Genomic DNA, 21260 nt, shown 5'->3' with positions numbered 1-21260 from the left:
ACATAAATTTTTAATGTGTTATAAACTCAACTTTCGCACTTTAAAAAGAAACTTCCTATTCATAGAAACAGGGGTTGATCATCTCTTCCATATATCTGTTAACAAAGATAGAAGGTAAAGTGTAAAGCGGAGTGGTTGGCCGGAGCGGAAGCTATACACAATAACCTGTTCAAAATATAAAAAGATAAGTTAACTAAAAGCAAGTATGTTAATAGAGACCATGTACATCTTGGAACAGCAAGGTTAGTGTGTTTATTCTTAGGTGCGAAAGTTGAATTATAAAGATAAATCTATAAAAGGAGTCATAAACATGATAACAATGAATGATATTGTCAGAGAAGGACACCCTTCTTTAACTAAAAAAGCAGCAAAGGTCGATGTTCCATTATCCGAAGATGATAAACAGTTATTAGGAGACATGCTTCAATTCCTAAAAAACAGTCAAGATGACGAAATTGCCGAACAATATAATTTAAGAGCCGGAGTCGGCCTGGCAGCACCACAGCTGGGTGTAGAAAAGCAATTGATTGCACTGCACTTTGAAGACAGTAAAGGGAAAAAATACAGCATGGGATTAGCCAACCCTAAAATTATCAGCCATTCTGTAGAGCAGTCCTATTTACAAAATGGAGAAGGTTGTTTATCTGTTGACCGTGTAATAGAAGGATATGTCCCAAGACATGCCCGTATTACAATAACTGCAACAGATATTAATGATAATCCTGTGAAGCTCCGGCTGAAAGATTATCCAGCTGTTGTATTCCAGCATGAAATCGATCATTTGAATGGTGTTATGTTTTTTGATCGGATCAATGAAAACAATCCTTTCGCTATTCCGGATAATGCAATCGAGATAAGCTGACGGAGATCTAAATGATATTTCTTTTCAAAACTGTATAATTTTGTTGATTTAGACGATGATAGAAATAGTTTATACGATTCGCTCAGACAATTATTTATTATAACGTCAAAGCACGGCCTTTCTAGGAAAGACCTTATAAAAAACGAGTTTATCCGCTCAAAAAAAGAGAGGTAAACTCGAGTTTTTCTAATTATTTATCGTTTTTTATTTAATTCTTTCCAATTTCGTACTATACTATAGATAAGAGGATTGGACGGTAGAGGGTTAAATTTGCTTTTCTAAATTATCGGAAGGAGAAGTGAGTCCTTATGCTGAAACGTCTTAAAGAGAAACTCAAAAAACGTTTAAAGGATTTACTGGGCAAAGAGGGGCGTGTACCAACTACTAATAAATAATTAAACCGCCAAACAATAATTTTTAACGGTAAAAGCCATTTTTCAGGTGAGCTGACGGAAACTTACCTTTTATAACGGAATATAACACATCGAAATAATAACCCTGATGAAATAAAGTTTTTAAATTTTAAAGGAGAGATGAAATGATTTTTAAAGTATTATATCAGGCATCACAAAATCAAGTGCCTGTAAGAGAACGCACGGAGAGCCTTTATATAGAAGCGCAATCCTTAAGAGAAGCAAGATCCAAAATTAGTGACCGTAACATTAACATTGAGTACATTCAAGTATTAGATGAGGCACATCTCGAATACGAAAAAAGTACTGGCAAGTTCGAATTGGAGAACGTATAATAATGAAGTTTGTGAAAAATGATCAGACTGCTGTATTTGCCCTTGGCGGACTTGGGGAAATCGGTAAAAATACGTATGCAGTTCAGTTCCAAGACGAAATCATCCTTATTGATGCAGGAATTAAATTCCCGGAGGATGAGCTTCTTGGTATTGACTATGTCATTCCGGACTACACCTATCTTGTACAAAACCAAGATAAAATTAAAGGTCTTTTTGTAACACACGGTCACGAAGATCACATTGGTGGAATCCCATTTTTATTAAAACAAATTAATGTGCCAATTTATGCTGGAAAATTAGCAATCGGTTTAATCCGTAATAAACTGGAAGAACATGGTTTATTACGCAGCACAAAGCTAATTTCCATTCAAGAAGATGATGTTATTAAATTCCGTAAGACTTCCGTAAGCTTTTTCCGTACGACACACAGTATTCCAGATTCATTTGGGGTCGTTGTAAAAACACCGCCTGGAAATATTGTGCATACAGGTGATTTCAAATTTGACTTTACCCCTGTCGGCGAACCTGCAAACCTTTCTAAAATGGCTCAAATTGGCGAAGAAGGGGTGTTATGTCTTCTATCCGATAGTACGAATAGTGAAGTACCTGGATTTACAATGTCTGAAAGCGTTGTTGGTGAAAGCATCCAAGATATATTCAGCCGTGTTGATGGCAGACTGATATTTGCTACATTTGCGTCTAATATCTATAGATTACAGCAAGTTGTTGAAGCAGCCGTTAAGCATAACCGTAAAGTAGCTGTCTTTGGAAGAAGTATGGAATCCGCAATAAACATCGGTCTGGATTTGGGTTATATCCAAGCTCCAAAAGATACGTTTATTGAAGGAAACCAAATTAATCGTCTTCCGGCAAATGAAGTAACGATCCTCTGTACCGGTTCACAAGGCGAATCAATGGCAGCTCTTTCCCGAATTGCCAATGGAACGCATCGTCAAATTCAATTAATTCCTGGAGACACGGTTGTATTTTCATCATCACCAATCCCTGGAAATACTGTCAGCGTTAGCAGAACAATTAATAAGCTGTATCGTGCAGGAGCAGATGTTATTCATGGGAAACTGAGCAATATTCATACATCCGGTCACGGAAGTCAAGAAGAGCAGAAGCTTATGCTGCGCTTAATCAAGCCAAAATATTTCATGCCGATTCATGGTGAATACCGCATGTTAAAAGAACATACCAAATTAGCTGAATTATGCGGAGTTGAAGAAAATCATTCGTTTATCATGGATAATGGCGATGTACTGGCTCTTGGAAAAGAACAAGCTTCAATTGCAGGTAAAATCCCGTCCGGTTCTATTTATGTAGATGGAAGTGGCATTGGCGATATCGGAAATATTGTTCTGAGAGACAGACGAATTCTTTCGGAAGAAGGATTAGTTATTGTCGTTGTAAGTATTAATATGAAGGAATTTAAAATTGAAGCAGGTCCAGATATCATTTCCCGCGGCTTTGTTTATATGCGTGAATCTGAGGACCTCATCAACGATGCACAAAAGCTTGTTGCCAAGCATTTAGAAAAAGTAATGGAACGCCGGACAACACAATGGTCTGAAATTAAAAATGAAATTACAGATACGATTGCTCCGTTCCTATATGAGAAAACAAAGCGTCGTCCAATGGTATTACCAATCATTATGGAAATTTAAAGAACAAAAGCTTCATTCGCCTCAAACAATTTATGAGGTGAATGAAGCTTTCTTTAAATGATTCAAACACTGTTGTCTATTTAGAAAGAGGTATAAGCAATGAAAGATAAATATTATGATAAGCTGTTAAATATTCATACTATGGAAAATAAAAAAACGATATATCCTGAATCACATCACTACAACCCTTATGAACCTACCCCATACAGTGCTTTGGAAAGATTAACTAAAACTTATACCTTTGATAAGCAGGACTCTGTTATTGACTTTGGCTGCGGAAAAGGACGGTTACCTTTTTATCTTCATTATTTTCAGCATATATCTGTTACTGGAATTGAAATGGATTCAGATTTTTTTAATGATGCCGAGCATAATTTACAAGCATATAAGCAATTAATAAGCTCTAAAAGCGACGGGTCCGAGATCCAATTTATCTGTTGTTTAGCTGAAGAATATCAAATTAAACCTCAGGATAACCGGTTTTACTTTTTCAATCCTTTTTCTGTGCAAATTTTTAAACATATTATCTCTAACATCCAAAAATCTGTAGAGAATATACCAAGAGAAGTAGATATTATCTTATATTATCCACACGAAAGTTATATTCAATTTCTTGATTACTACAGTCCATTTGATTTATTCATGGAGATAAAACTAAAAGCTTATTGGCTGAATCCGGATGAACGAATCGTTATCTACCGCCTGAGCGATTAATTTTTTTAGTATATATATTTCAAAGACTGAAGCTCTTTTTCTCTATAATGAATTAAAATAAAAGAAGCTTTCACTAATGGAAGGTTCTTTTATTTTCAGTCAAAAATCAAGGCTTTTTCAAACCTGTTAATATCATGATCTGCTCCTATAATTATAAGTATATCCCCTTCTTTTAAAGGCTTGTCCGCTTCAGGCGAAACATCAATTTCTGAGCCGCTTTTTATTGCAACAATATTACATCCAAACTTCGCCCGGACATCAAGTGAGATTAGAGTCTTTCCAATCATTTTCCTGCCGGCAATAACCTCTACAATACTGTACTCATTGGACAGCTCCAGATACTCTAAGATATTATTTGAGATAAAGCTGTGTGCTAACCTTTTTCCCATATCCCGTTCCGGGTGAACAACATGATGGACGCCAATCCGGTTTAATATTTTATCATGATAATCATTCTGTGCTTTGACAGTAATTCTTTTTATATCCAAATCAGTTAATATAACGGCTGTCAAAATACTTGCTTGAATATTTTCACCGATAGCGACGATAACATGGTCAAAATTTGTAATTCCGATTTCTTTCAATGCATCTTCATCGGTTGCATCCAGTACAACGGAATGATAAGCAATATTTTTATATTCATTCACTTTAGCTTCATCCAAATCAATAGCCAGAACATGCATTCCTTTATCGCTCAGTTCCTTACAAATGCTGCCTCCAAATCTGCCTAGCCCAATAACTGCAAAATCCTTTTTCATATGAAACCTCCATTCTTCTGCTATTTATATTAACATATAGCATAAAAGAAAGGGAGCAGTTTAATCAACTGTTCCCTTTCTTTCTACTACATTGCATCCAGCATTGTAAACTGTGATTTCACAAGATCATAATATTTTCCATGCTGCTGCATTAACTCTTGGTGGCTTCCATACTCTAAAACCTTGCCTTGTTCCAGAACATAAATACAGTCTGCTTCTCTTATAGTGGACAGACGATGCGCAATTATAATAGAAGTTCTTCCTTTTAACAATCTTTTCAGAGCCTTTTGGATTTTTACTTCTGATTCTGTATCAATACTGGCTGTTGCTTCATCCAATATAATAATACTTGGATTTGCCAGCAAAGCTCTTGCAAAGGATAATAATTGCCTTTCTCCAGCAGATAAAATATTTCCCCGTTCTTCTACTTCTGTCTCATAATCATTCGCTAAACGGCTGATAAAACTATCTGCACCGACAACCTTTGCTGCTTCTTTTACTTCTTCATCCGTTGCATCCGGCCGTCCAAAACGAATATTTTCCATGATGGTTCCTGAAAAAATAAACGTATCCTGAAGGACTACACTGATCCGCTGCCTTAAGCTGTCTAACGTGACATCACGCAGATCGTGGCCATCGACTTTTACCGAACCGGATGTAGGATCATAGAAGCGGCTTATCAGATTGGCAATGGTCGATTTACCGCTTCCTGTATGGCCGACTAAGGCAATCGTCTGCCCCGCCTGAATATCCAGGGAAATTTTCTTTAAAGCTAAACGATCCGCATTATAAGCAAATTCTACTTGATCAAATTCAATTTTCCCATCCATTTTTTCAATTTCATAAGCATTTTCTTTTTCAGCAACATTAGGCTGTTCATCCAGGAACTCAAAAATACGTTCTGATGACGCCATTGCCATTAACAGCTGATTGTACATCTGTCCCAGTCTGGAAATAGGCTCCCAGAACATCCCCAGGAAAAAGGCAAAAGAAATAAATGTTCCTAATTCAATTGTTCCATTAAGAATTAAATAAGAGCCAAACGCAATTAGTATGATGGTTCCTGCTGCATCGCAGATATCCACAAGCGGTCTGAAGAATGCACTTTTTTTCGCTGCATCGCGGAAGCTGTTAAAATAACCGCTGTTCACTCCATCAAAGAATTCTGCATTTTCTTTTTCCTGTGAGAAGGATTGGGTAATACGCATACCTTGAAGCCCTTCATTTAAATGCGAATTCATTCTGGATTGCTGCAGACGGACCATTTGCCAGGAACGTCTTATTTTTCTTCTTAATGTGGTAGATATAATAAACATCAGCGGAATAACAATCACAACAGCCAAAGCTAAAGGCGGACTCATGATGAAAAGAATAATAATAATTCCACTTAACATTAAAATATCCATCAACAGATTAATAATCCCGTTTGTAAAAAGTTCCTGTAAGGAATTGATATCATTTAAAATCCGTACAAGTATTGATCCTGCTGAACGAGTATCAAAAAAGCGGTGGGAAAGTCTCTGAACATGAGAAAACAGCTTTTGTCTTAAATCATAAATTACATTCTGTCCCAGGATATTAACCCACTTTATCCGAAAACGGTTGGCAATAAAACTGATTATATAAAGGATTGCAATACCTGCTACGAGATAGACTAATAGATTAGTATCGCTTTGGGCAATTGCTATATCTACAGCTACTTTACCGATTAATATAGGTATAGCTAACCGGACAGCAGTAGCAACAAACATCGCCATAATCGCACCCGGCAAGTATGTTTTTGAGTATGGCTTCAAAAACTGAAGTAATCTCCACATCTGCTTCCAGTTAAACGGCTTCTCAATTGCCTGATCTACTGTATAATGAAACCTCTCTAAATGTTTACTTTGCTTTTTAGTTTCTTTTACTTTGGACAAGATTCTCCACCCCCTTTAATGGGCCACGCTCATAATTTCTTCGCGGTCCTGATATTGGATATTATAAATACGTTCATAAGGTCCATTATTATTTAATAAGAAATCATGGGTGCCCCGTTCGACAATTTCGCCGTCCTCCAGCACTAAAATTTCATCTGCATGCTTCAAAGAAGAAATACGGTGTGCAATAATAAAAGAAGTACGGTTCTTCATTACTTCCCGCAGTGCCTTTTGAATTTTATGCTCTGTTTGCATGTCAACTGCAGATGTTGCATCATCTAAAACGAGAATACTCGGGTCAATACAAATTGCGCGGGCAATTGCTATCCGCTGTTTCTGACCGCCAGACAGACCCATTCCCCTCTCTCCCAGAAGCGTATCATATCCGTCCGGAAGCTCCATAATAAAATCATGTGCTTGTGCCATTTTTGCCGCAGCTATAATATCTTCATCTTTAATTCCGGGGGTACCATAAGAAATATTTTCTTTAATTGTTGTGGAGAACAGGAATGGCTCCTGCAATACAAATCCGATTTGACTGCGAAGGCTTTTCAGCTTATAGTCTGAAACGGGACGCCCGTCAACGAGGACTTCTCCTTCCTCCGGCTCATAGAATCGTGTAAGCAGCTGTGTAATACTTGTTTTCCCGGAACCAGTTGCACCGATTAAACCAATCGTCTTGCCGGGTGGGGCATCGAAGCTGATATGCTTCAACGCTTCATCATCATCTTCAATATATGTGAGCGTCACATTCTTAAATGTTACATGACCCTGAATCTCTTTATCGATGGCATCAGGTTTTTCTTCGACGTCTTCATGTGCTTCCAGAATCTCCAGCAGCCGCTCTCCGGATGCCTTTGCCTGAGAAAATTGGTTAATGATAAATCCTAAATTCATAAGTGGTCCCATAATGAACCAGACAAGGCTGAAAAATGCCATTAATTCTCCTGTCGTCATGGAGCCGTTTATTACAAAAATACCACCGAATGCTAATAAAACAACTGCACTGACATTCCCGATAAATTCCATTACCGGGAAATACTTTGCCCACAAACTGGATGTAAACAAATATTTTTGCCGATAATTATCATTACTTTCAGAGAATCTGCCAATCTCAAAATCTTCTCTTGATAATGACTTAACTGTATTCATTCCGCTTATGTTTTCCTGTACCCTTGTATTTAATCTCCCAAAAGAACGTCTGATTCTGCGAAAGGCCGGATGTACCTGTTTATCAAATTTATAAACAACAAATGCCAGAAACGGCATTGCAGCCATTGTTATAAGTGCTAGAGGAATAGAATAATAAAACATAACTGAAATACTTATCAGCATCAAAGAAACAACTCGGATCAATTCTGCAAAACCGACTGAGAGAAAGAAACGGAACCCTTCCACATCTGCAGTCAGCCGGGACATAATATCCCCTGTTTTTGCATTATCATAATACTTAAATGCAAGCGCCTGCAGCTTATCATATAACGATTCACGCAGCTTATATACAGCAGTCATTCCAAATAGATCGCCCAGATACTGAAAGAAAAAAGTGGATACCCCTTTTATCATCATTAAGCCTAAAAAGGCTCCACAGATATAAGGAATCAGTCCATATCTCTGTTCAGCAACTACTTCATCAATTGTGATTTGAAGTATAATTGGATAAACGACTGTAATAACTGTAACGATAAGCATACCAATAATTGACCAAATAAAGTACTTCTTATACGGCCAATAAAAACGCTTTAATTTTTTAAAAATATTCAAAATTTATTCCCCCTTTCACTTTTCCGTAATAACTAATATAACGGTTTCCGAAATAAATTTCTACTGTTTTGCGCTATTTTTTTGAAAATTTTTTTAAAAAAGTTTTTTTCCATCAATATACCTATTTAAAGAAATGAATTGCCTCGAATAGTTCTGAATAATTCGTTTATTATCCATATCTTTGAAACTCTTTTTTACTGCCACAACAAAAAAACTCCATTCTATTAAGAACAGAGATATTTTTTCTTACTTTTCGTTTAATAGCCGCTTTAAACGCTGTTCCATTAAGTTTGTAGAAGATTTGCCGCTTTGCTTAAACCGGAGCCTTTCCTGTTTATCAAACAAATATAACGCGGGTACATAACGGAATTGAAATATGGCTGCCAGCCGGTCCTCTGTATCATCTAAAGAAACCGCATCAAAGTGCAGCTGATCCAGCTTATTCTTTATTGCTGATAAGCTTATCTGTTCCTTATCTAAATATATATGAATTAAAATTGGAATAACTTTCTTTGCTTTAATTTCCGGAACCTCAGCCAGCTGTTTTAAAAAATTACTGCAGGATGAACAGTTTACAGACCAAAAAATAACGAGAATTGGCCTTCCGCTTGACGATAAAAGAGACTGATTGCTGCCGGGCAAGCGTTTAATTTGGGTTAAGTCAGGAAGAATATCATAAATCTGCATGATGTCACTCCTTATTTTTTACTCTCTAACTGATATATGATAAAGGCAAAAAATCTATGTATTTATTTTTATTATATTCAATTTTCTGTATAATATAGACAAAAACATATGGAGATTTTATTATGACTCAAACTCGTTCAACAAATTTCATCCTGCATGCAAAAAGTCCTCAATTTCACTGGGAAGGAAGTGGATGGTATTTTTCAGTGATACAGAAAATAATACGCATACACTTATAAGTGAAGTAAATATTTAATTTAGACGAGAAGAATTACGAGAGGATCAGAAAAAAGACTTTCCTTTGAAAAAACAAGAAAGTCTTTTTATCTTTTGTAATGCATCTATCTCCAGCAAAACATTAATCAAATGACCGGATAAATGTTTCTACTGCTTCCACTCCAACAGAAAGCGCTGCTTCATTCGGAGCCAGTTTTGCGTGATGAAGTCCGTATGGTGAATCTACACCAAGCCAGAACATAAATCCGGGGATTACTTTTAACATATCTCCAAAATCTTCTCCAGTCATCGCTGCAGAGGCCTGAATATATTCAATTTCTGTACCTGCTAAGGATTCTTTAAACAGCTCGACATATTTTCCATCATTCACCACTTGATAATAGTTAGATCCATAATCTACATCTATCTCACAATCATACGCTATTTCAAAACCTTTGATTAGTTTCTCAAGCTTTTCCTTTACCAATATAATGGAAGAAGCTTCTGTTGTCCGGATGGTTCCTTCTAGTCTCGCGGTCTCAGCGATTGCATTTTGTACAAATCCGCTCTCCATTTTCCCTATCGTAATCACGGAACCATCTAAAGGATTCAGCCCTCTGGAAACAATTTGCTGCAGCTGCACAACAAAGTTACTTGCTGCTACTGTCATATCCCTTGTCAAATGCGGATAGGCAGCATGTCCGCCAAGACCTTTAAAATCAATAAATAGCTCACTTGTATTAGCGAATAGAAGCCCTGGCTTTGAAGATACCTGACCGACTGGTAACTCCGGTGCGATATGCAGTGCAAAAATAGTGTCCGGTTTCCAATCAAGAAATTCCTTTGATGCAATCATTGGCTTTGCTCCGCCCGGACCTTCCTCTGCCGGCTGAAAAATAAATAGAACATTATCTTTTACAGGCTGGTCAATCAGTCTACGGAGAGCCGCCAATGCAATCGTCATGTGAAAGTCATGTCCACAGGCATGCATTTTTCCAGCATGTGTGGAAGAGAAATCAAAGCCTGTGTCTTCTAAAATTGGAAGCCCGTCTATATCCGTCCGAAAACCGATTCGCTTTTCCGGATTGGTTCCAGATACATGTACTAAGATACCGGTCCGCCAGGTTTTAATGTCAACACGATCTGTCGCCATTTCCTGAATCTTCTCAAGCAGATACTTTTGCGTCTTCTCCTCTTTGAAGCCTAATTCAGGAATTTGATGCAGCTCCCTGCGGACGGTTTGCAAATCAAATGCTGTCATATACTATTCATCTGCCTTAATTATCTAATTTACGAAGCTCTTGCTTAATTTCCGTTTTAGATTTGGTCTGCTCGTCAATTTCTTTTAAAACACGTGCAGGCGTTCCACCTACTAATGTATTTGGTTCTACATCCTTTGTAACAATAGATCCTGCTGCTACAATCGAACCTTTTCCAACAGTAATTCCTTCAAGAACAACAACATTCGCTCCGATGACAACATCATCCTCTACAATAACCGGTTTTGCAGAAGGCGGCTCAATAACACCAGCCAATACAGTACCGGCGCCAATATGGCAGTTCTTTCCTACTGTAGCTCTCCCGCCAAGGACAGCATTCATATCAATCATTGTTCCTTCACCGATAACAGAGCCAATATTAATCGATGCGCCCATCATAATGACAACACCATCGCCGATCTCTACCTGGTCACGAATAATTGCGCCCGGCTCGATACGTGCATTGATATTTTTTAAGTCCAGCATTGGAATCGCAGAATTACGGCGATCATTTTCTATAACATAGTCTTCAATAATAGATTCATTTTCTTTTAGAAATGCTTCTATTGCTTTCCACTCGCCAAATAGTGTGCCGCTTTTTGCATCAACAAATGCTTTAATCCCGTCTTGCTCAGGAAGCTTGTCTAAATTTCCTTTCACATACACTTTTACCGGGGTACTTTTCTTGCTATTAGAAATAAATTGTATAATTTCATTTGCATCCATAATTAACTATTCCTCCATTTTTATAATCTCTTTATTACTTTAGCAGACGCTACCTTCATCGGCAACTAATATAATGCAGTTATGATTATTTAAAAGGTCCCTGACTTTTAAATAATCTCTATTCTGCTGAACAGAGCGTTTACTGCTTAAAATCAGGCACATAAAAAACCTCCATGATGCGGAATAAAATGATCGCTCTTCCACATCATAGAGGTTTTGTAATTATTTTTTGTATACATTCATATAGATATCTTTCTTCATTTGCTTTAATATGGCCCTTCTTGTCAGGATACCATCAAAATATCCATCTGCATCTACTAAACAGACAAATGGATGGTCAATCGAAGCGTTAAGACCATCTAATAAATTATTTTCTCTTGTTAAGGTCGGCACGTCACTTGCCATTGCATCCATTACCCTTATTTCTGATAAGCGTTCCATTTCAAAGCTTTCTATCCCCAGCACTTCATTAAGGATAGCTGTTTTACCGATAATTCCCGCGAATTTATAAGCTGAATCAAGTACCGGGACTGCTGTATAGCCGGATTTCATTAATACCAGTAATGCGTGTTCTAAAGGATTATTGAGCTGGACATGTGCCACTTTCTCAGCAGGAATAAGTACTTCACCTAACTTAATATCTGCTAACTGTTTATCTTGCGTTGCACTCACCTTATTTGCCCCCTTTTTATATAAACATTTGTATTAGTAAATTGATTATTCTTTTAAAACTTTTCTTGTATATCTGATTCATTTTGTTGCAGCTAAGCCCATGTGCTTTATACCCTGAAACAATTATACATAAACTTCCATTTTAAATTATATTTCATTTTTATTTTATTCATACACACATTACCAGTTTAACACACTTCTGCTTTTCTCTCACGATTATTGCATCAGCAAGGTCTTAAAGTGCCAGGATCTGGTTACTTTTAACGTTCTCTAATCTTCCTGTGTAAATTAATGATTTTCCAAATGAAAAAAGCGCTCTATCCGTGCTATAATTTTTATAACAGGTTATCAGAAAGGAAATTATACAATGAATCGCAGAACATTTTTAAAAAGGTCTCTAGGAAGCTTGTTAACATTACTGGGTTTAAGTGGCGGTACTTATTTTTATGCTCGTGAGATTGAGCCTTCTTTACTTACAATCACGGAAGAATCTATTAATTCTCCGCAAATCCCCGCAGCTTTTAATCAATTTAAAATTGTCCAATTTTCCGATACACATTTAGGTTTTCATTATGAAATAGAACAATTAGAATCACTCGTTTCAAAAATTAACAATCTGAAGCCTGATATCATTCTGTTCACGGGAGACCTGGTTGATGACCCTAATAATTATCATTGGAATGATAAGCTAATCCAGCTATTACAGCAATTAGATGCGCCAGAGGGGAAATTTTGGATTTATGGAAACCATGATCATGGAGGCTATGGAACGGATATTTTACATGAAACATTTGAGGCGGCTGATTTTACATTACTGCAAAACAGTTCATCCCGCATCCAACGGAAAGACGCATCCTTTATCTTAGCAGGGCTCGATGATGCTATGCTTGGAAAACCAGATATTAGCCGGGCTTTGGAGGAACGTACAGATTCTGACTTTACTATTCTGCTTGCACATGAACCTGATCTTGCAGATACAGTGAAAAATTATCCAGTGGATATTCAATTATCGGGGCACAGTCATGGAGGACAGGTTCGTCTGCCATTTATCGGTGATTTATATACCCCTGCGTATGCAGAAAAATATGTACAGGGAAAATATACTATTTCAGATAAATTGACCCTTTATGTAAATAGCGGCATTGGAACAACCCGTTTACCATACCGATTTTTATGCAGACCTGAACTGCATGTATTTACACTTCATTCCTGATACTATTTTTTGGAGACAGAAGTTTCATAAAATAACGCAGCGAATCTTTTGTTCTTTTATATCGGGACTGTTTGAAACACGTACTGAAATGTCATAATTCCTTCATAAGGGGTGGTTTCTCTACATTTTATCCAATGCTATAATGAGTATAAGTATAGTTGGGAAAGGATTTAATGATATGAGACGATATTTAGTACTTATTGGTTTATTTTTTCTATTGGCAGGATGCGGGCAAAGTTATGCTATTGAAACAACCATGTCAGAACAGGTTCCCGATTTTGAATACACAACTCAGGATGAAGAACAGCTTTCCCTGGAGGATTTAAAGGGAGATTGGTGGATTGCTGACTTCGTTTTCACCAATTGCCGAACAGTATGTATGCCGATGACTCAGAATATGGCTCACTTGCAGTCCATGATGGAGGAAGAGGGTATTGATGCAAAGATTGTTTCCTTTAGCGTAGATCCGGATTATGATACACCAGAAATATTAAAGGAATATGCTTCCCATTATGATGCAAACTTTGATAACTGGTCTTTCGTAACCGGCTACGACTTTGAAACTATCCGTGAATTTTCCATTAAGCATTTTAAAAATTTAGTTCAGGCTCCAGGTGAAGGAGATGATCAGGTTATTCACGGAACGTCCTTTTTCTTAGTCAGCCCTGAAGGAGAGGTTGTTAAAAAATATGATGGTGTGGAAATGAAAAATATGGATACTATCCTTGCTGATTTAAAAAAAGTAAATTAAGCAATCCTGCTATTTAAAATGAAAGCAGCTCTTTCCAGATTCAGAAAGGTTATATTTCGCTTTATAACGCTATAAGACCGCATTTATGAAAATGCGGTTTTTTGCTTTTCCACTCAAACTTTATTACCTACAAACAAAATAAGTGCATTTGTTCGCATTTATTTTGATATAGTATTGAAATTGTATAAAGTTTAAGGTAGAGTAATAATTGAAATAAATTGATTTAAATCCTTTTTTAAAAGGGAGAGACTTGAAAATGAAACATGACGTTGAGGTTCAAAAGATAGCGCAAGCCTTATTTGTAATCAATAAGCATGCTAAAACAGCTCCTGAACCGAAGCAATTATATCAATTAAAAAAACAGGCTATTGAACAATTATTAAAAGAGAAGAAAGCTTTTAAAAAAGGGCTGCATTTTTCTAATCATCCAAAGCTTAGTAATCAACATTCTACTGTACTTATTAAAGTTGGAGACTATTGTTTCCATATTCCTCCTGCAAAAGAGGATTTAAAGCAGCTCGAGCATTTAGGTTCATTAGATCAAACCTACCGAAATCCCCCGGTAAAAATGTCTTTATCTCAGGCAAAGCGGCTTGTCTGCCAATATATTAACTGGAAACAGGAAAAACCAAAGTCTGCTTCAGCCAAGAAACAGCGTTCCAGCTATTACGTCCCTTCCTCATTGGGTAAAATGGAGTGGCCGCCTGTACGTTCTAAAAAGAAATAAGGAAATAGCAGCCTCAGACAATTATTACAAAAGCAATAAATTAGTAATGAGCGCTGTTTTCCTTATGTACAGGCTTCGTATCCATTTTAAACAGGTGTGATATGCCTGCCGGGTATATTTATTTTCTTTTTAATAAAAATTGATGCAGCAATGGAAAAATAGCCAGGCTGATTCCTAAAAAAGCCAGACTTTGTACAGCTGCCTTTAAAAATTGCCACGCATCTCTTTCCTGAAGTACAGCTAGAATAATAGTTAAACTTATTATAACGGTACTTGCACCAATATAAGATAGAAATCGCAGCATTTGTTTTTTAATTGCCCATTTATATAATTTTTTCACCATATAGTAAACTGCTGCACTGCATAGAAGCATCATACCGAGATAAACATAAACAGAATTAATCCCAATATTTCCGATAGATATAATACCTGATAGCAACATATTCTCCATTCTCACCTTTCCTCCTGTTTCTGCTTCTATCTAGTTTAGTCACGGCTGATTTATTTTATACAAATAAGAAAAACCAAGGAAATCACTTGGTCTTTAAAATACTGGTGTTCTAGCCAAGGAGATGTCCGCTGTGGGAAGTCGCTTTCCGCGGGCAACGCCTCAGCCTCCTCAGAAGAAGACCACTTCTTGCGGGGTCTTCACCTGTTGCTTTTCCCGCAGGAGTCGACTTCCCTTCGCTCCCATCTAAGAAGAAATAAGTTTTATTTACTTTTTTACAAAGAAATAAAGCTAATTTTAGCGGAAGAAATACACGGAGACTCCTGTGGGAATGCGCAGTGGGAAGACCCCGCAGAAAAAAAGTGCTCTTCTTTTTTTCGAGGAGGCTGAGCTCAAGCCCACGGAAAGCGTAGTGTATTTCTGCAGCGGCTGACTTCAGCATTTTTATATACTTTCTTATCTTTGAACAAAAGCGCAGAGCGCCTGCTTAAAACGTAGAGATTGGAACGGCGCAACTGAGATAAAGGAAACACGGTGAGGTAACGAACCGATGTTGACTTATCGTAGGGCGCGACGTGAAATCTCCTAGTTTTTGGCGCTCGGAGCTGGATGCGGCTGTTTTTCTATAAATAGTTATCCACAAGGCAATAATTCTATAATTTCCTAGACAATAAAAAAAGCAGAAAGTTGCTTCCTTTTTCTTCAAGTAAAAGGAAGCAGCTTTCTGCTTTTATTCTACCCGGCCAAATTCACTGAAAGGGTAGATAATTAATTCGGATTTGCCGATAATATCATCCCGCGGGATAAATCCGAGTCCATTTCGGCTGTCTTTACTGATTAACCGGTTATCCCCCATGACAAAATAATTGTCTTCAGGAATTTCTATAGGGCCAAAATTATTGGTTTGTGCAATTACTTCATCGCTTAAAAAATGCTGCTGATAGGCTTCACCATCAATATACAACTGACTATTTTGAATTTCTATCGTTTCGCCGGGCATCCCGATCACACGTTTTACGTAGTTTTTAGGAGGCTGATGAATAATTACAATATCACCGCGGTCGGGTTCATAGATAGAATAAACAACCTTATTAAAAATCACACGTTCCCCATCCTGAAGGGTGGGATACATACTTTCTCCTTCTACAATTGAAGTGGCAAAAATAAAAGTCCTGAGAAAAAGGGCAAGCATGATGGTAATAACAATTGCCTTGAACCAGCCTATCCATTCTTTTTTTTGATTGATATTTTCCACTTGCTCATCTCCAAAAAGTCCATAATCTTCCCTTATCGTAGCATGTTTAAGTGATCCGGCNCACTTCTTGCGGGGTCTTCACCTGTTGCTTTTCCCGCAGGAGTCGACTTCCCTTCGCTCCCATCTAAGAAGAAATAAGTTTTATTTACTTTTTTACAAAGAAATAAAGCTAATTTTAGCGGAAGAAATACACGGAGACTCCTGTGGGAATGCGCAGTGGGAAGACCCCGCAGAAAAAAAGTGCTCTTCTTTTTTTCGAGGAGGCTGAGCTCAAGCCCACGGAAAGCGTAGTGTATTTCTGCAGCGGCTGACTTCAGCATTTTTATATACTTTCTTATCTTTGAACAAAAGCGCAGAGCGCCTGCTTAAAACGTAGAGATTGGAANTCTGGATTATGTTAGGAAAGCGGATTGGCTTTAGAGAAAGAAATATGATTATGACTGACCAGAATCAAACCCATTTTGATGGTATGGTAAGATTAATTAAAAATATTGTTTATGTATTGCTGGCGATTGAAGCTGTTTTTTTCATTATCATCGCGCTCTATTTTATGAAGTATTACTCTTCGGCTGGTGAAGCATTATTACATGGTTTTTTCTTTGTGATCAGTTCTGTGTCTAACGGCGGTTTTGATATTACCGGGCAATCCCTGATTCCATATCAATCTGATTATTTTGTCCAATTTATGTGTATGATACTCATTATTGTTGGTGCCATCGGCTATCCGGTGATTATTGAAGTGAAGGAATATTTATTTCATAAAAGAAAATTAAAAAACCAATTTCATTTTAGTTTATTTACAAAGCTGACAACAACAACCTTTTTTTGTCTGATACTGGTTGGGGCTGCCGGAATTTTTTTGTTTGATCTTCATGGATTTTTTAAAGATGTCAGCTGGCATGAGTCATTATTTTATGCTTTGTTTCAATCTGTTACAACAAGAAGTGGTGGACTGGCCACAATGGATTTGAATTTATTATCGGATACAAATCATTTATTTATGTCAGCATTAATGTTTATCGGAGCATCCCCTAGCAGTGCCGGAGGAGGAATCCGGACAACGACCTTTGCCTTGGTTCTTATTTTTCTATTTACATTTATCCGGGGCGGGAGAAGCGTTAAAATATTTCATAGAGAGATTTATGAAGTCGATTTAAATAAAGCTGTTACCGTAACTTTTTTTGCAATTATCGTTGTGTTTTCATCTATCATTATACTTACTCTGTTAGAACCGGTTTCTCTGGATGCGGTTATTTTTGAAGTAACCTCCGCTTTTGGAACAGTTGGTCTTTCTCTGGGAATTACAGATGAGTTATCCGCAGTCAGTAAAATTATATTGATGATATTAATGTTTATTGGCCGGGTTGGTATACTTACCTTTCTAATGATATTTAAACGTAAAAAGGATCCTGCAAAATTTAATTATCCGAAGGAAAGAATTATTATTGGTTAAAGCAGCCATTGAAAAAGGGGAAAATGTTGATCATGTAAAATAAAATGGCCTGTGCCTTCAGCACAAGCCATTTTTTGATTAGCAGTAAAATGCAGCTCCTACGATGATTAGTAAAATGAAAAGAACAACAATCAACGCAAAGCCGCCAGCGTAGCCGCCGCCATAGCCGCCACCATAACCGTAGCCACCACCATATCCATAGCCCATGCTTTTCACCTCCTGAACTTACAGTATTACTGTATGCAGATAGATAAAATGTGTATAGACGTTTACCCAGTTTTTCTCGGAACCGAATGCTATCGTTCAGGTAATTGCAGTGCAGAAAAACATGCAATCACATTTTTTTCTTTATTTTATGTCAGGATATTGATAAGATGGTATTAGAATAGGTATATTAAATAATAGTATGTACATATGTGAAGGGAGTGCTTGGGGATGGAAATGCTTTTTGGTGTGGTTTGTTTTGGGATTCTTGTATTAAATATTGGTTTTTGTGTTATGGATAAAGAATAGTTTATTCAGAAGAACAAAAGCGCAGAGCGCCTGCTTAAAAACGTAGAGATTGGAGCGGCGCAACTGAGATAAAGGAAACACGGTGAGGTAACGAACCGATGTTGACTTATCGTAGGGCGCGACGTGAAATCTCCTAGTTTTTGGCGCTCGGAGCTGGATGCGGCTGTTTTTCTATAAATAGTTATCCACAAGGCAATAATTCTATAATTTCCTAGACAGTAAAAAAACCGCTTTAGCAAGGGTTTCCTTACTCAGCGGTTAATTCATCTTTATTCTTTTTATGAGCCAGTAAAAAAGCTTCTTGTTTCTTTTCTAATTTCTCTTCAATTTGTGATATACTTTTTTCATCGTTTAATAATTCTTGTCTGTTCATATCAACCAGTTGTTCAAAATTAAGTGATCTTGGACGCATGCTGTATTCTCCTTTCTATATCTTTTATTATACCCGTATTCGTTCATATTAATCCAAATTATTTGAACATTTATTGAAATTTTTATATTTTTCTAAGTGAAGGTGATTTTGTTGAAGAATTTAATAAACAGTAATGTACAAAATATTGAAATATCAGGAATTCGAAAATTTTTTAATCTCGTATCTGGTGAAAAGGATGTCGTTTCTTTAACTATCGGACAGCCGGACTTCCATACCCCTGATAATGTAAAAAAAGCAGGAATACAGGCGATTGAAAATAACTTCACAACGTATACACCAAATCAGGGGATTCTTGAGCTGCGAAAAGCAATACATACCTATTATCAGACAAATTATGACCTGACTTATCAGCCGGAAACAGAAATTATTGTTACTGCTGGTGCATCTGAAGCAATTGATATTACTTTTCGAACCATTCTCACACCAGGCGATGAGGTCATTTTACCAAGTCCAATCTATCCTGGTTATGAACCGCTCATCACATTGGCAAATGCCAAACCGGTTCATGTCAATACAGCAAATACAGGATTTAAATTTACTCCAGAAATTTTAACGAATGCCATAACAGAAAAAACGAAATGTGTTGTGCTCCCGTCTCCGTCTAACCCGACAGGTGCGGCATATTCAAAGGTGGAATTACAGGCTCTTGCCGAGGTGCTTAAAGAAAAAGAAATATTTATTTTATCTGATGAAATTTACAGTGAAATTGTATTTGATTTTGATCATGCGTCGATTGCTTCAATTCCCGATTTAAAAAATCAGACAATCGTTATCAACGGCGTTTCTAAATCACATTCAATGACAGGCTTTCGTATAGGCTACACACTTGCTCCAGAGTGGTTATCCGGACAAATGCTAAAGGTGCATCAATATAATGTATCGTGCGCTGCTTCCATCAGCCAATATGCCGCATTAGAAGCTCTGACAACTTATCAGCAGCACACGGCGCATATTAAACAGGTTTATAAAGAACGCAGAGATTATGTCTATGAACGCCTAATAAACATGGGATTAGATGTTGAACGGCCACAGGGAGCCTTTTATATCTTCCCTAAGCTGCAGTTAAACAACATGAATTCATTTGATCTTGGTCTCTCTCTCGTTCGTGATGCCAAGCTTGCCCTTGTTCCCGGCAGCAGCTTCTCAAGTTATGGAGAAGGCTATATGCGTTTAAGCTATGCATATCATGAAACTATTTTAAAAGAAGGCTTAGACCGGTTAGAAGCGTACTTATCAGCAAAAAGATAAAGCAGTTGCCTGACACGGGAGAGCCCTTCCCCGTTCTTTGAGGGCTCTCCAACTGGCATGTTTGCGCCGGATCACTTAAACATGCTACGATAAGGGAAGATTATGGACTTTTTGGAGATGAGCAAGTGGAAAATATCAATCAAAAAAAAGAATGGATAGGCTGGTTCAAGGCAATTGTTATTACCATCATGCTTGCCCTTTTTCTCAGGACTTTTATTTTTGCCACTTCAATTGTAGAAGGAGAAAGTATGTATCCCACCCTTCAGGATGGGGAACGTGTGATTTTTAATAAGGTTGTTTATTCTATCTATGAACCCGACCGCGGTGATATTGTAATTATTCATCAGCCTCCTAAAAACTACGTAAAACGTGTGATCGGGATGCCCGGCGAAACGATAGAAATTCAAAATAGTCAGTTGTATATTGATGGTGAAGCCTATCAGCAGCATTTTTTAAGCGATGAAGTAATTGCACAAACCAATAATTTTGGCCCTATAGAAATTCCTGAAGACAATTATTTTGTCATGGGGGATAACCGGTTAATCAGTAAAGACAGCCGAAATGGACTCGGATTTATCCCGCGGGATGATATTATCGGCAAATCCGAATTAATTATCTACCCTTTCAGTGAATTTGGCCGGGTAGAATAAAAGCAGAAAGCTGCTTCCTTTTACTTGAAGAAAAAGGAAGCAACTTTCTGCTTTTTTTATTGTCTAGGAAATTATAGAATTATTGCCTTGTGGATAACTATTTATAGAAAAACAGCCGCATCCAGCTCCGAGCGCCAAAAACTAGGAGATTTCACGTCGCGCCCTACGATAAGTCAACATCGGTTCGTTACCTCACCGTGTTTCCTTTATCTCAGTTGCGCCGCTCCAATCTCTACGTTTTAAGCAGGCGCTCTGCGCTTTTGTTCAAAGATAAGAAAGTATATAAAAATGCTGAAGTCAGCCGCTGCAGAAATACACTACGCTTTCCGTGGGCTTGAGCTCAGCCTCCTCGAAAAAAAGAAGAGCACTTTTTTTCTGCGGGGTCTTCCCACTGCGCATTCCCACAGGAGTCTCCGTGTATTTCTTCCGCTAAAATTAGCTTTATTTCTTTGTAAAAAAGTAAATAAAACTTATTTCTTCTTAGATGGGAGCGAAGGGAAGTCGACTCCTGCGGGAAAAGCAACAGGTGAAGACCCCGCAAGAAGTGATCTCCTTCTGAGGAGGCTGAGGCGTTGCC

21 protein-coding genes and 1 pseudogene are annotated in these 21260 nt (G+C 37.5%); 11 read left to right on the top strand and 11 right to left on the bottom strand.

All coding sequences use genetic code 11. From position 1 onward, the window contains the following. Positions 1-310 precede the first annotated feature (310 nt). The 4 genes from def (at position 311) to BN1068_RS01255 (ending at position 3994) form a co-directional block, all read left to right on the top strand. A complete protein-coding gene (gene def, locus BN1068_RS01270) occupies positions 311-862 on the top strand; it encodes a peptide deformylase (RefSeq protein ID WP_077601033.1) in 552 nt (183 codons plus the stop codon). 538 nt (positions 863-1400) lie between these two features. Next, complete coding sequence (locus BN1068_RS01265; protein WP_077601032.1) at positions 1401-1610, top strand: DNA-dependent RNA polymerase subunit epsilon; 210 nt, start codon at positions 1401-1403, stop codon at positions 1608-1610. A 2-nt stretch (positions 1611-1612) separates the two neighbouring features. Further along, positions 1613-3280, top strand: a complete 1668-nt coding sequence (gene rnjA / locus BN1068_RS01260; protein WP_077601031.1) for a ribonuclease J1 — start codon at positions 1613-1615, stop codon at positions 3278-3280. A 99-nt stretch (positions 3281-3379) separates the two neighbouring features. Further along, the gene (locus BN1068_RS01255) at positions 3380-3994 is read left to right on the top strand and encodes a class I SAM-dependent methyltransferase (RefSeq protein WP_077601030.1); all 615 of its coding nucleotides are present in this window, start codon (positions 3380-3382) and stop codon (positions 3992-3994) included. A 95-nt stretch (positions 3995-4089) separates the two neighbouring features. Here the strand turns inward: BN1068_RS01255 and BN1068_RS01250 are convergent, their stop codons facing one another. From BN1068_RS01250 to cbpB, 7 genes are all read right to left on the bottom strand, one after another. Next, positions 4090-4752 carry a potassium channel family protein gene (locus tag BN1068_RS01250; protein ID WP_077601029.1) on the bottom strand — a complete coding sequence of 221 codons (663 nt, stop codon included), beginning with the start codon at positions 4750-4752 and terminating at the stop codon, positions 4090-4092. Between the two features lie 86 nt (positions 4753-4838). Then, positions 4839-6569 (bottom strand): ABC transporter ATP-binding protein, encoded by a 1731-nt coding sequence (locus BN1068_RS01245; RefSeq protein WP_439822968.1) that lies wholly within the window; start codon positions 6567-6569, stop codon positions 4839-4841. Between the two features lie 114 nt (positions 6570-6683). Next, positions 6684-8432 (bottom strand): ABC transporter ATP-binding protein, encoded by a 1749-nt coding sequence (locus BN1068_RS01240; protein WP_077601027.1) that lies wholly within the window; start codon positions 8430-8432, stop codon positions 6684-6686. A gap of 246 nt (positions 8433-8678) precedes the next feature. Beyond that, the gene (locus tag BN1068_RS01235; RefSeq protein ID WP_077601026.1) at positions 8679-9119 is read right to left on the bottom strand and encodes a TlpA family protein disulfide reductase; all 441 of its coding nucleotides are present in this window, start codon (positions 9117-9119) and stop codon (positions 8679-8681) included. Between the two features lie 358 nt (positions 9120-9477). Beyond that, positions 9478-10596, bottom strand: a complete 1119-nt coding sequence (locus BN1068_RS01230) for an N-acetyldiaminopimelate deacetylase (protein WP_077601025.1) — start codon at positions 10594-10596, stop codon at positions 9478-9480. A 16-nt stretch (positions 10597-10612) separates the two neighbouring features. Then, the gene (gene dapD, locus BN1068_RS01225; protein WP_175637036.1) at positions 10613-11320 is read right to left on the bottom strand and encodes a 2,3,4,5-tetrahydropyridine-2,6-dicarboxylate N-acetyltransferase; all 708 of its coding nucleotides are present in this window, start codon (positions 11318-11320) and stop codon (positions 10613-10615) included. Between the two features lie 222 nt (positions 11321-11542). Then, on the bottom strand, positions 11543-11992 hold the full coding sequence (cbpB, locus tag BN1068_RS01220) for a cyclic-di-AMP-binding protein CbpB (protein WP_077601023.1): 450 nt from the start codon (positions 11990-11992) through the stop codon (positions 11543-11545). Positions 11993-12359: 367 nt separating this feature from the next. On the opposite strand from cbpB, the gene BN1068_RS01215 reads away from it, so the two are divergent. The 3 genes from BN1068_RS01215 to BN1068_RS01205 all read left to right on the top strand — a co-directional run bounded on the left by BN1068_RS01215 (position 12360) and on the right by BN1068_RS01205 (position 14683). Continuing rightward, positions 12360-13205 (top strand): metallophosphoesterase, encoded by an 846-nt coding sequence (locus tag BN1068_RS01215; RefSeq protein ID WP_077601022.1) that lies wholly within the window; start codon positions 12360-12362, stop codon positions 13203-13205. 178 nt (positions 13206-13383) lie between these two features. Continuing rightward, positions 13384-13956 (top strand): SCO family protein, encoded by a 573-nt coding sequence (locus tag BN1068_RS01210; RefSeq protein WP_077601021.1) that lies wholly within the window; start codon positions 13384-13386, stop codon positions 13954-13956. Between the two features lie 256 nt (positions 13957-14212). Further along, positions 14213-14683 (top strand): YkyB family protein, encoded by a 471-nt coding sequence (locus BN1068_RS01205; RefSeq protein WP_077601020.1) that lies wholly within the window; start codon positions 14213-14215, stop codon positions 14681-14683. Positions 14684-14801: 118 nt separating this feature from the next. Here the strand turns inward: BN1068_RS01205 and BN1068_RS01200 are convergent, their stop codons facing one another. Together BN1068_RS01200 and lepB (BN1068_RS01190) are read right to left on the bottom strand one after the other, a co-directional pair. Continuing rightward, positions 14802-15134 carry a hypothetical protein gene (locus BN1068_RS01200; protein ID WP_077601019.1) on the bottom strand — a complete coding sequence of 111 codons (333 nt, stop codon included), beginning with the start codon at positions 15132-15134 and terminating at the stop codon, positions 14802-14804. A gap of 727 nt (positions 15135-15861) precedes the next feature. Next, positions 15862-16386, bottom strand: coding sequence for a signal peptidase I (gene lepB / locus BN1068_RS01190; RefSeq protein WP_260052857.1), 525 nt, complete (start codon positions 16384-16386; stop codon positions 15862-15864). 394 nt (positions 16387-16780) lie between these two features. On the opposite strand from lepB (BN1068_RS01190), the gene BN1068_RS01180 reads away from it, so the two are divergent. Further along, a complete protein-coding gene (locus tag BN1068_RS01180) occupies positions 16781-17839 on the top strand; it encodes a TrkH family potassium uptake protein (protein WP_077601016.1) in 1059 nt (352 codons plus the stop codon). A gap of 78 nt (positions 17840-17917) precedes the next feature. On the opposite strand, the pseudogene BN1068_RS23900 reads toward BN1068_RS01180, so the two are convergent. Together BN1068_RS23900 and BN1068_RS01170 are read right to left on the bottom strand one after the other, a co-directional pair. After that, positions 17918-17998 (bottom strand): annotated as a pseudogene (locus BN1068_RS23900) (YjcZ family sporulation protein); the annotation flags it as partial. 601 nt (positions 17999-18599) lie between these two features. Next, on the bottom strand, positions 18600-18764 hold the full coding sequence (locus BN1068_RS01170; RefSeq protein WP_077601015.1) for an FbpB family small basic protein: 165 nt from the start codon (positions 18762-18764) through the stop codon (positions 18600-18602). A 111-nt stretch (positions 18765-18875) separates the two neighbouring features. Here BN1068_RS01170 and BN1068_RS01165 point away from each other — a divergent pair, with 111 nt between their 5' ends. The 3 genes from BN1068_RS01165 to BN1068_RS23810 all read left to right on the top strand — a co-directional run. After that, positions 18876-20033, top strand: a complete 1158-nt coding sequence (locus BN1068_RS01165) for an aminotransferase A (protein ID WP_077601014.1) — start codon at positions 18876-18878, stop codon at positions 20031-20033. Positions 20034-20158: 125 nt separating this feature from the next. Continuing rightward, positions 20159-20683: a signal peptidase I gene (gene lepB, locus BN1068_RS01160; RefSeq protein ID WP_260052857.1), complete on the top strand. Its 525-nt coding sequence runs from the start codon at positions 20159-20161 to the stop codon at positions 20681-20683. A 288-nt stretch (positions 20684-20971) separates the two neighbouring features. Further along, a partial coding sequence (locus tag BN1068_RS23810; protein WP_217697294.1) for a hypothetical protein occupies positions 20972-21260 on the top strand: 289 nt, incomplete at its 3' end.

The sequence above is a fragment of the Oceanobacillus sojae genome (assembly GCF_900162665.1).
In the GTDB taxonomy this organism is placed as follows: domain Bacteria; phylum Bacillota; class Bacilli; order Bacillales; family Amphibacillaceae; genus Oceanobacillus; species Oceanobacillus sojae_A.
The sequence above is the reverse complement of the archived record's forward strand: the minus strand, read 5'-3'. Positions and strand labels throughout refer to the sequence as shown.

Coding starts and splice junctions, on each gene's coding strand:
- def (WP_077601033.1), top strand. CDS start 311: ATGATAACAATGAATGATATTGTCAGAGAAGGACACCCTTCTTTAACT.
- BN1068_RS01265 (WP_077601032.1), top strand. CDS start 1,401: ATGATTTTTAAAGTATTATATCAGGCATCACAAAATCAAGTGCCTGTA.
- rnjA (WP_077601031.1), top strand. CDS start 1,613: ATGAAGTTTGTGAAAAATGATCAGACTGCTGTATTTGCCCTTGGCGGA.
- BN1068_RS01255 (WP_077601030.1), top strand. CDS start 3,380: ATGAAAGATAAATATTATGATAAGCTGTTAAATATTCATACTATGGAA.
- BN1068_RS01250 (WP_077601029.1), bottom strand. CDS start 4,752: ATGAAAAAGGATTTTGCAGTTATTGGGCTAGGCAGATTTGGAGGCAGC.
- BN1068_RS01245 (WP_439822968.1), bottom strand. CDS start 6,569: ATGTGGAGATTACTTCAGTTTTTGAAGCCATACTCAAAAACATACTTG.
- BN1068_RS01235 (WP_077601026.1), bottom strand. CDS start 9,119: ATGCAGATTTATGATATTCTTCCTGACTTAACCCAAATTAAACGCTTG.
- BN1068_RS01230 (WP_077601025.1), bottom strand. CDS start 10,596: ATGACAGCATTTGATTTGCAAACCGTCCGCAGGGAGCTGCATCAAATT.
- dapD (WP_175637036.1), bottom strand. CDS start 11,320: ATGGATGCAAATGAAATTATACAATTTATTTCTAATAGCAAGAAAAGT.
- BN1068_RS01215 (WP_077601022.1), top strand. CDS start 12,360: ATGAATCGCAGAACATTTTTAAAAAGGTCTCTAGGAAGCTTGTTAACA.
- BN1068_RS01210 (WP_077601021.1), top strand. CDS start 13,384: ATGAGACGATATTTAGTACTTATTGGTTTATTTTTTCTATTGGCAGGA.
- BN1068_RS01205 (WP_077601020.1), top strand. CDS start 14,213: ATGAAACATGACGTTGAGGTTCAAAAGATAGCGCAAGCCTTATTTGTA.
- BN1068_RS01200 (WP_077601019.1), bottom strand. CDS start 15,134: ATGGAGAATATGTTGCTATCAGGTATTATATCTATCGGAAATATTGGG.
- BN1068_RS01180 (WP_077601016.1), top strand. CDS start 16,781: ATGTTAGGAAAGCGGATTGGCTTTAGAGAAAGAAATATGATTATGACT.
- BN1068_RS01170 (WP_077601015.1), bottom strand. CDS start 18,764: ATGCGTCCAAGATCACTTAATTTTGAACAACTGGTTGATATGAACAGA.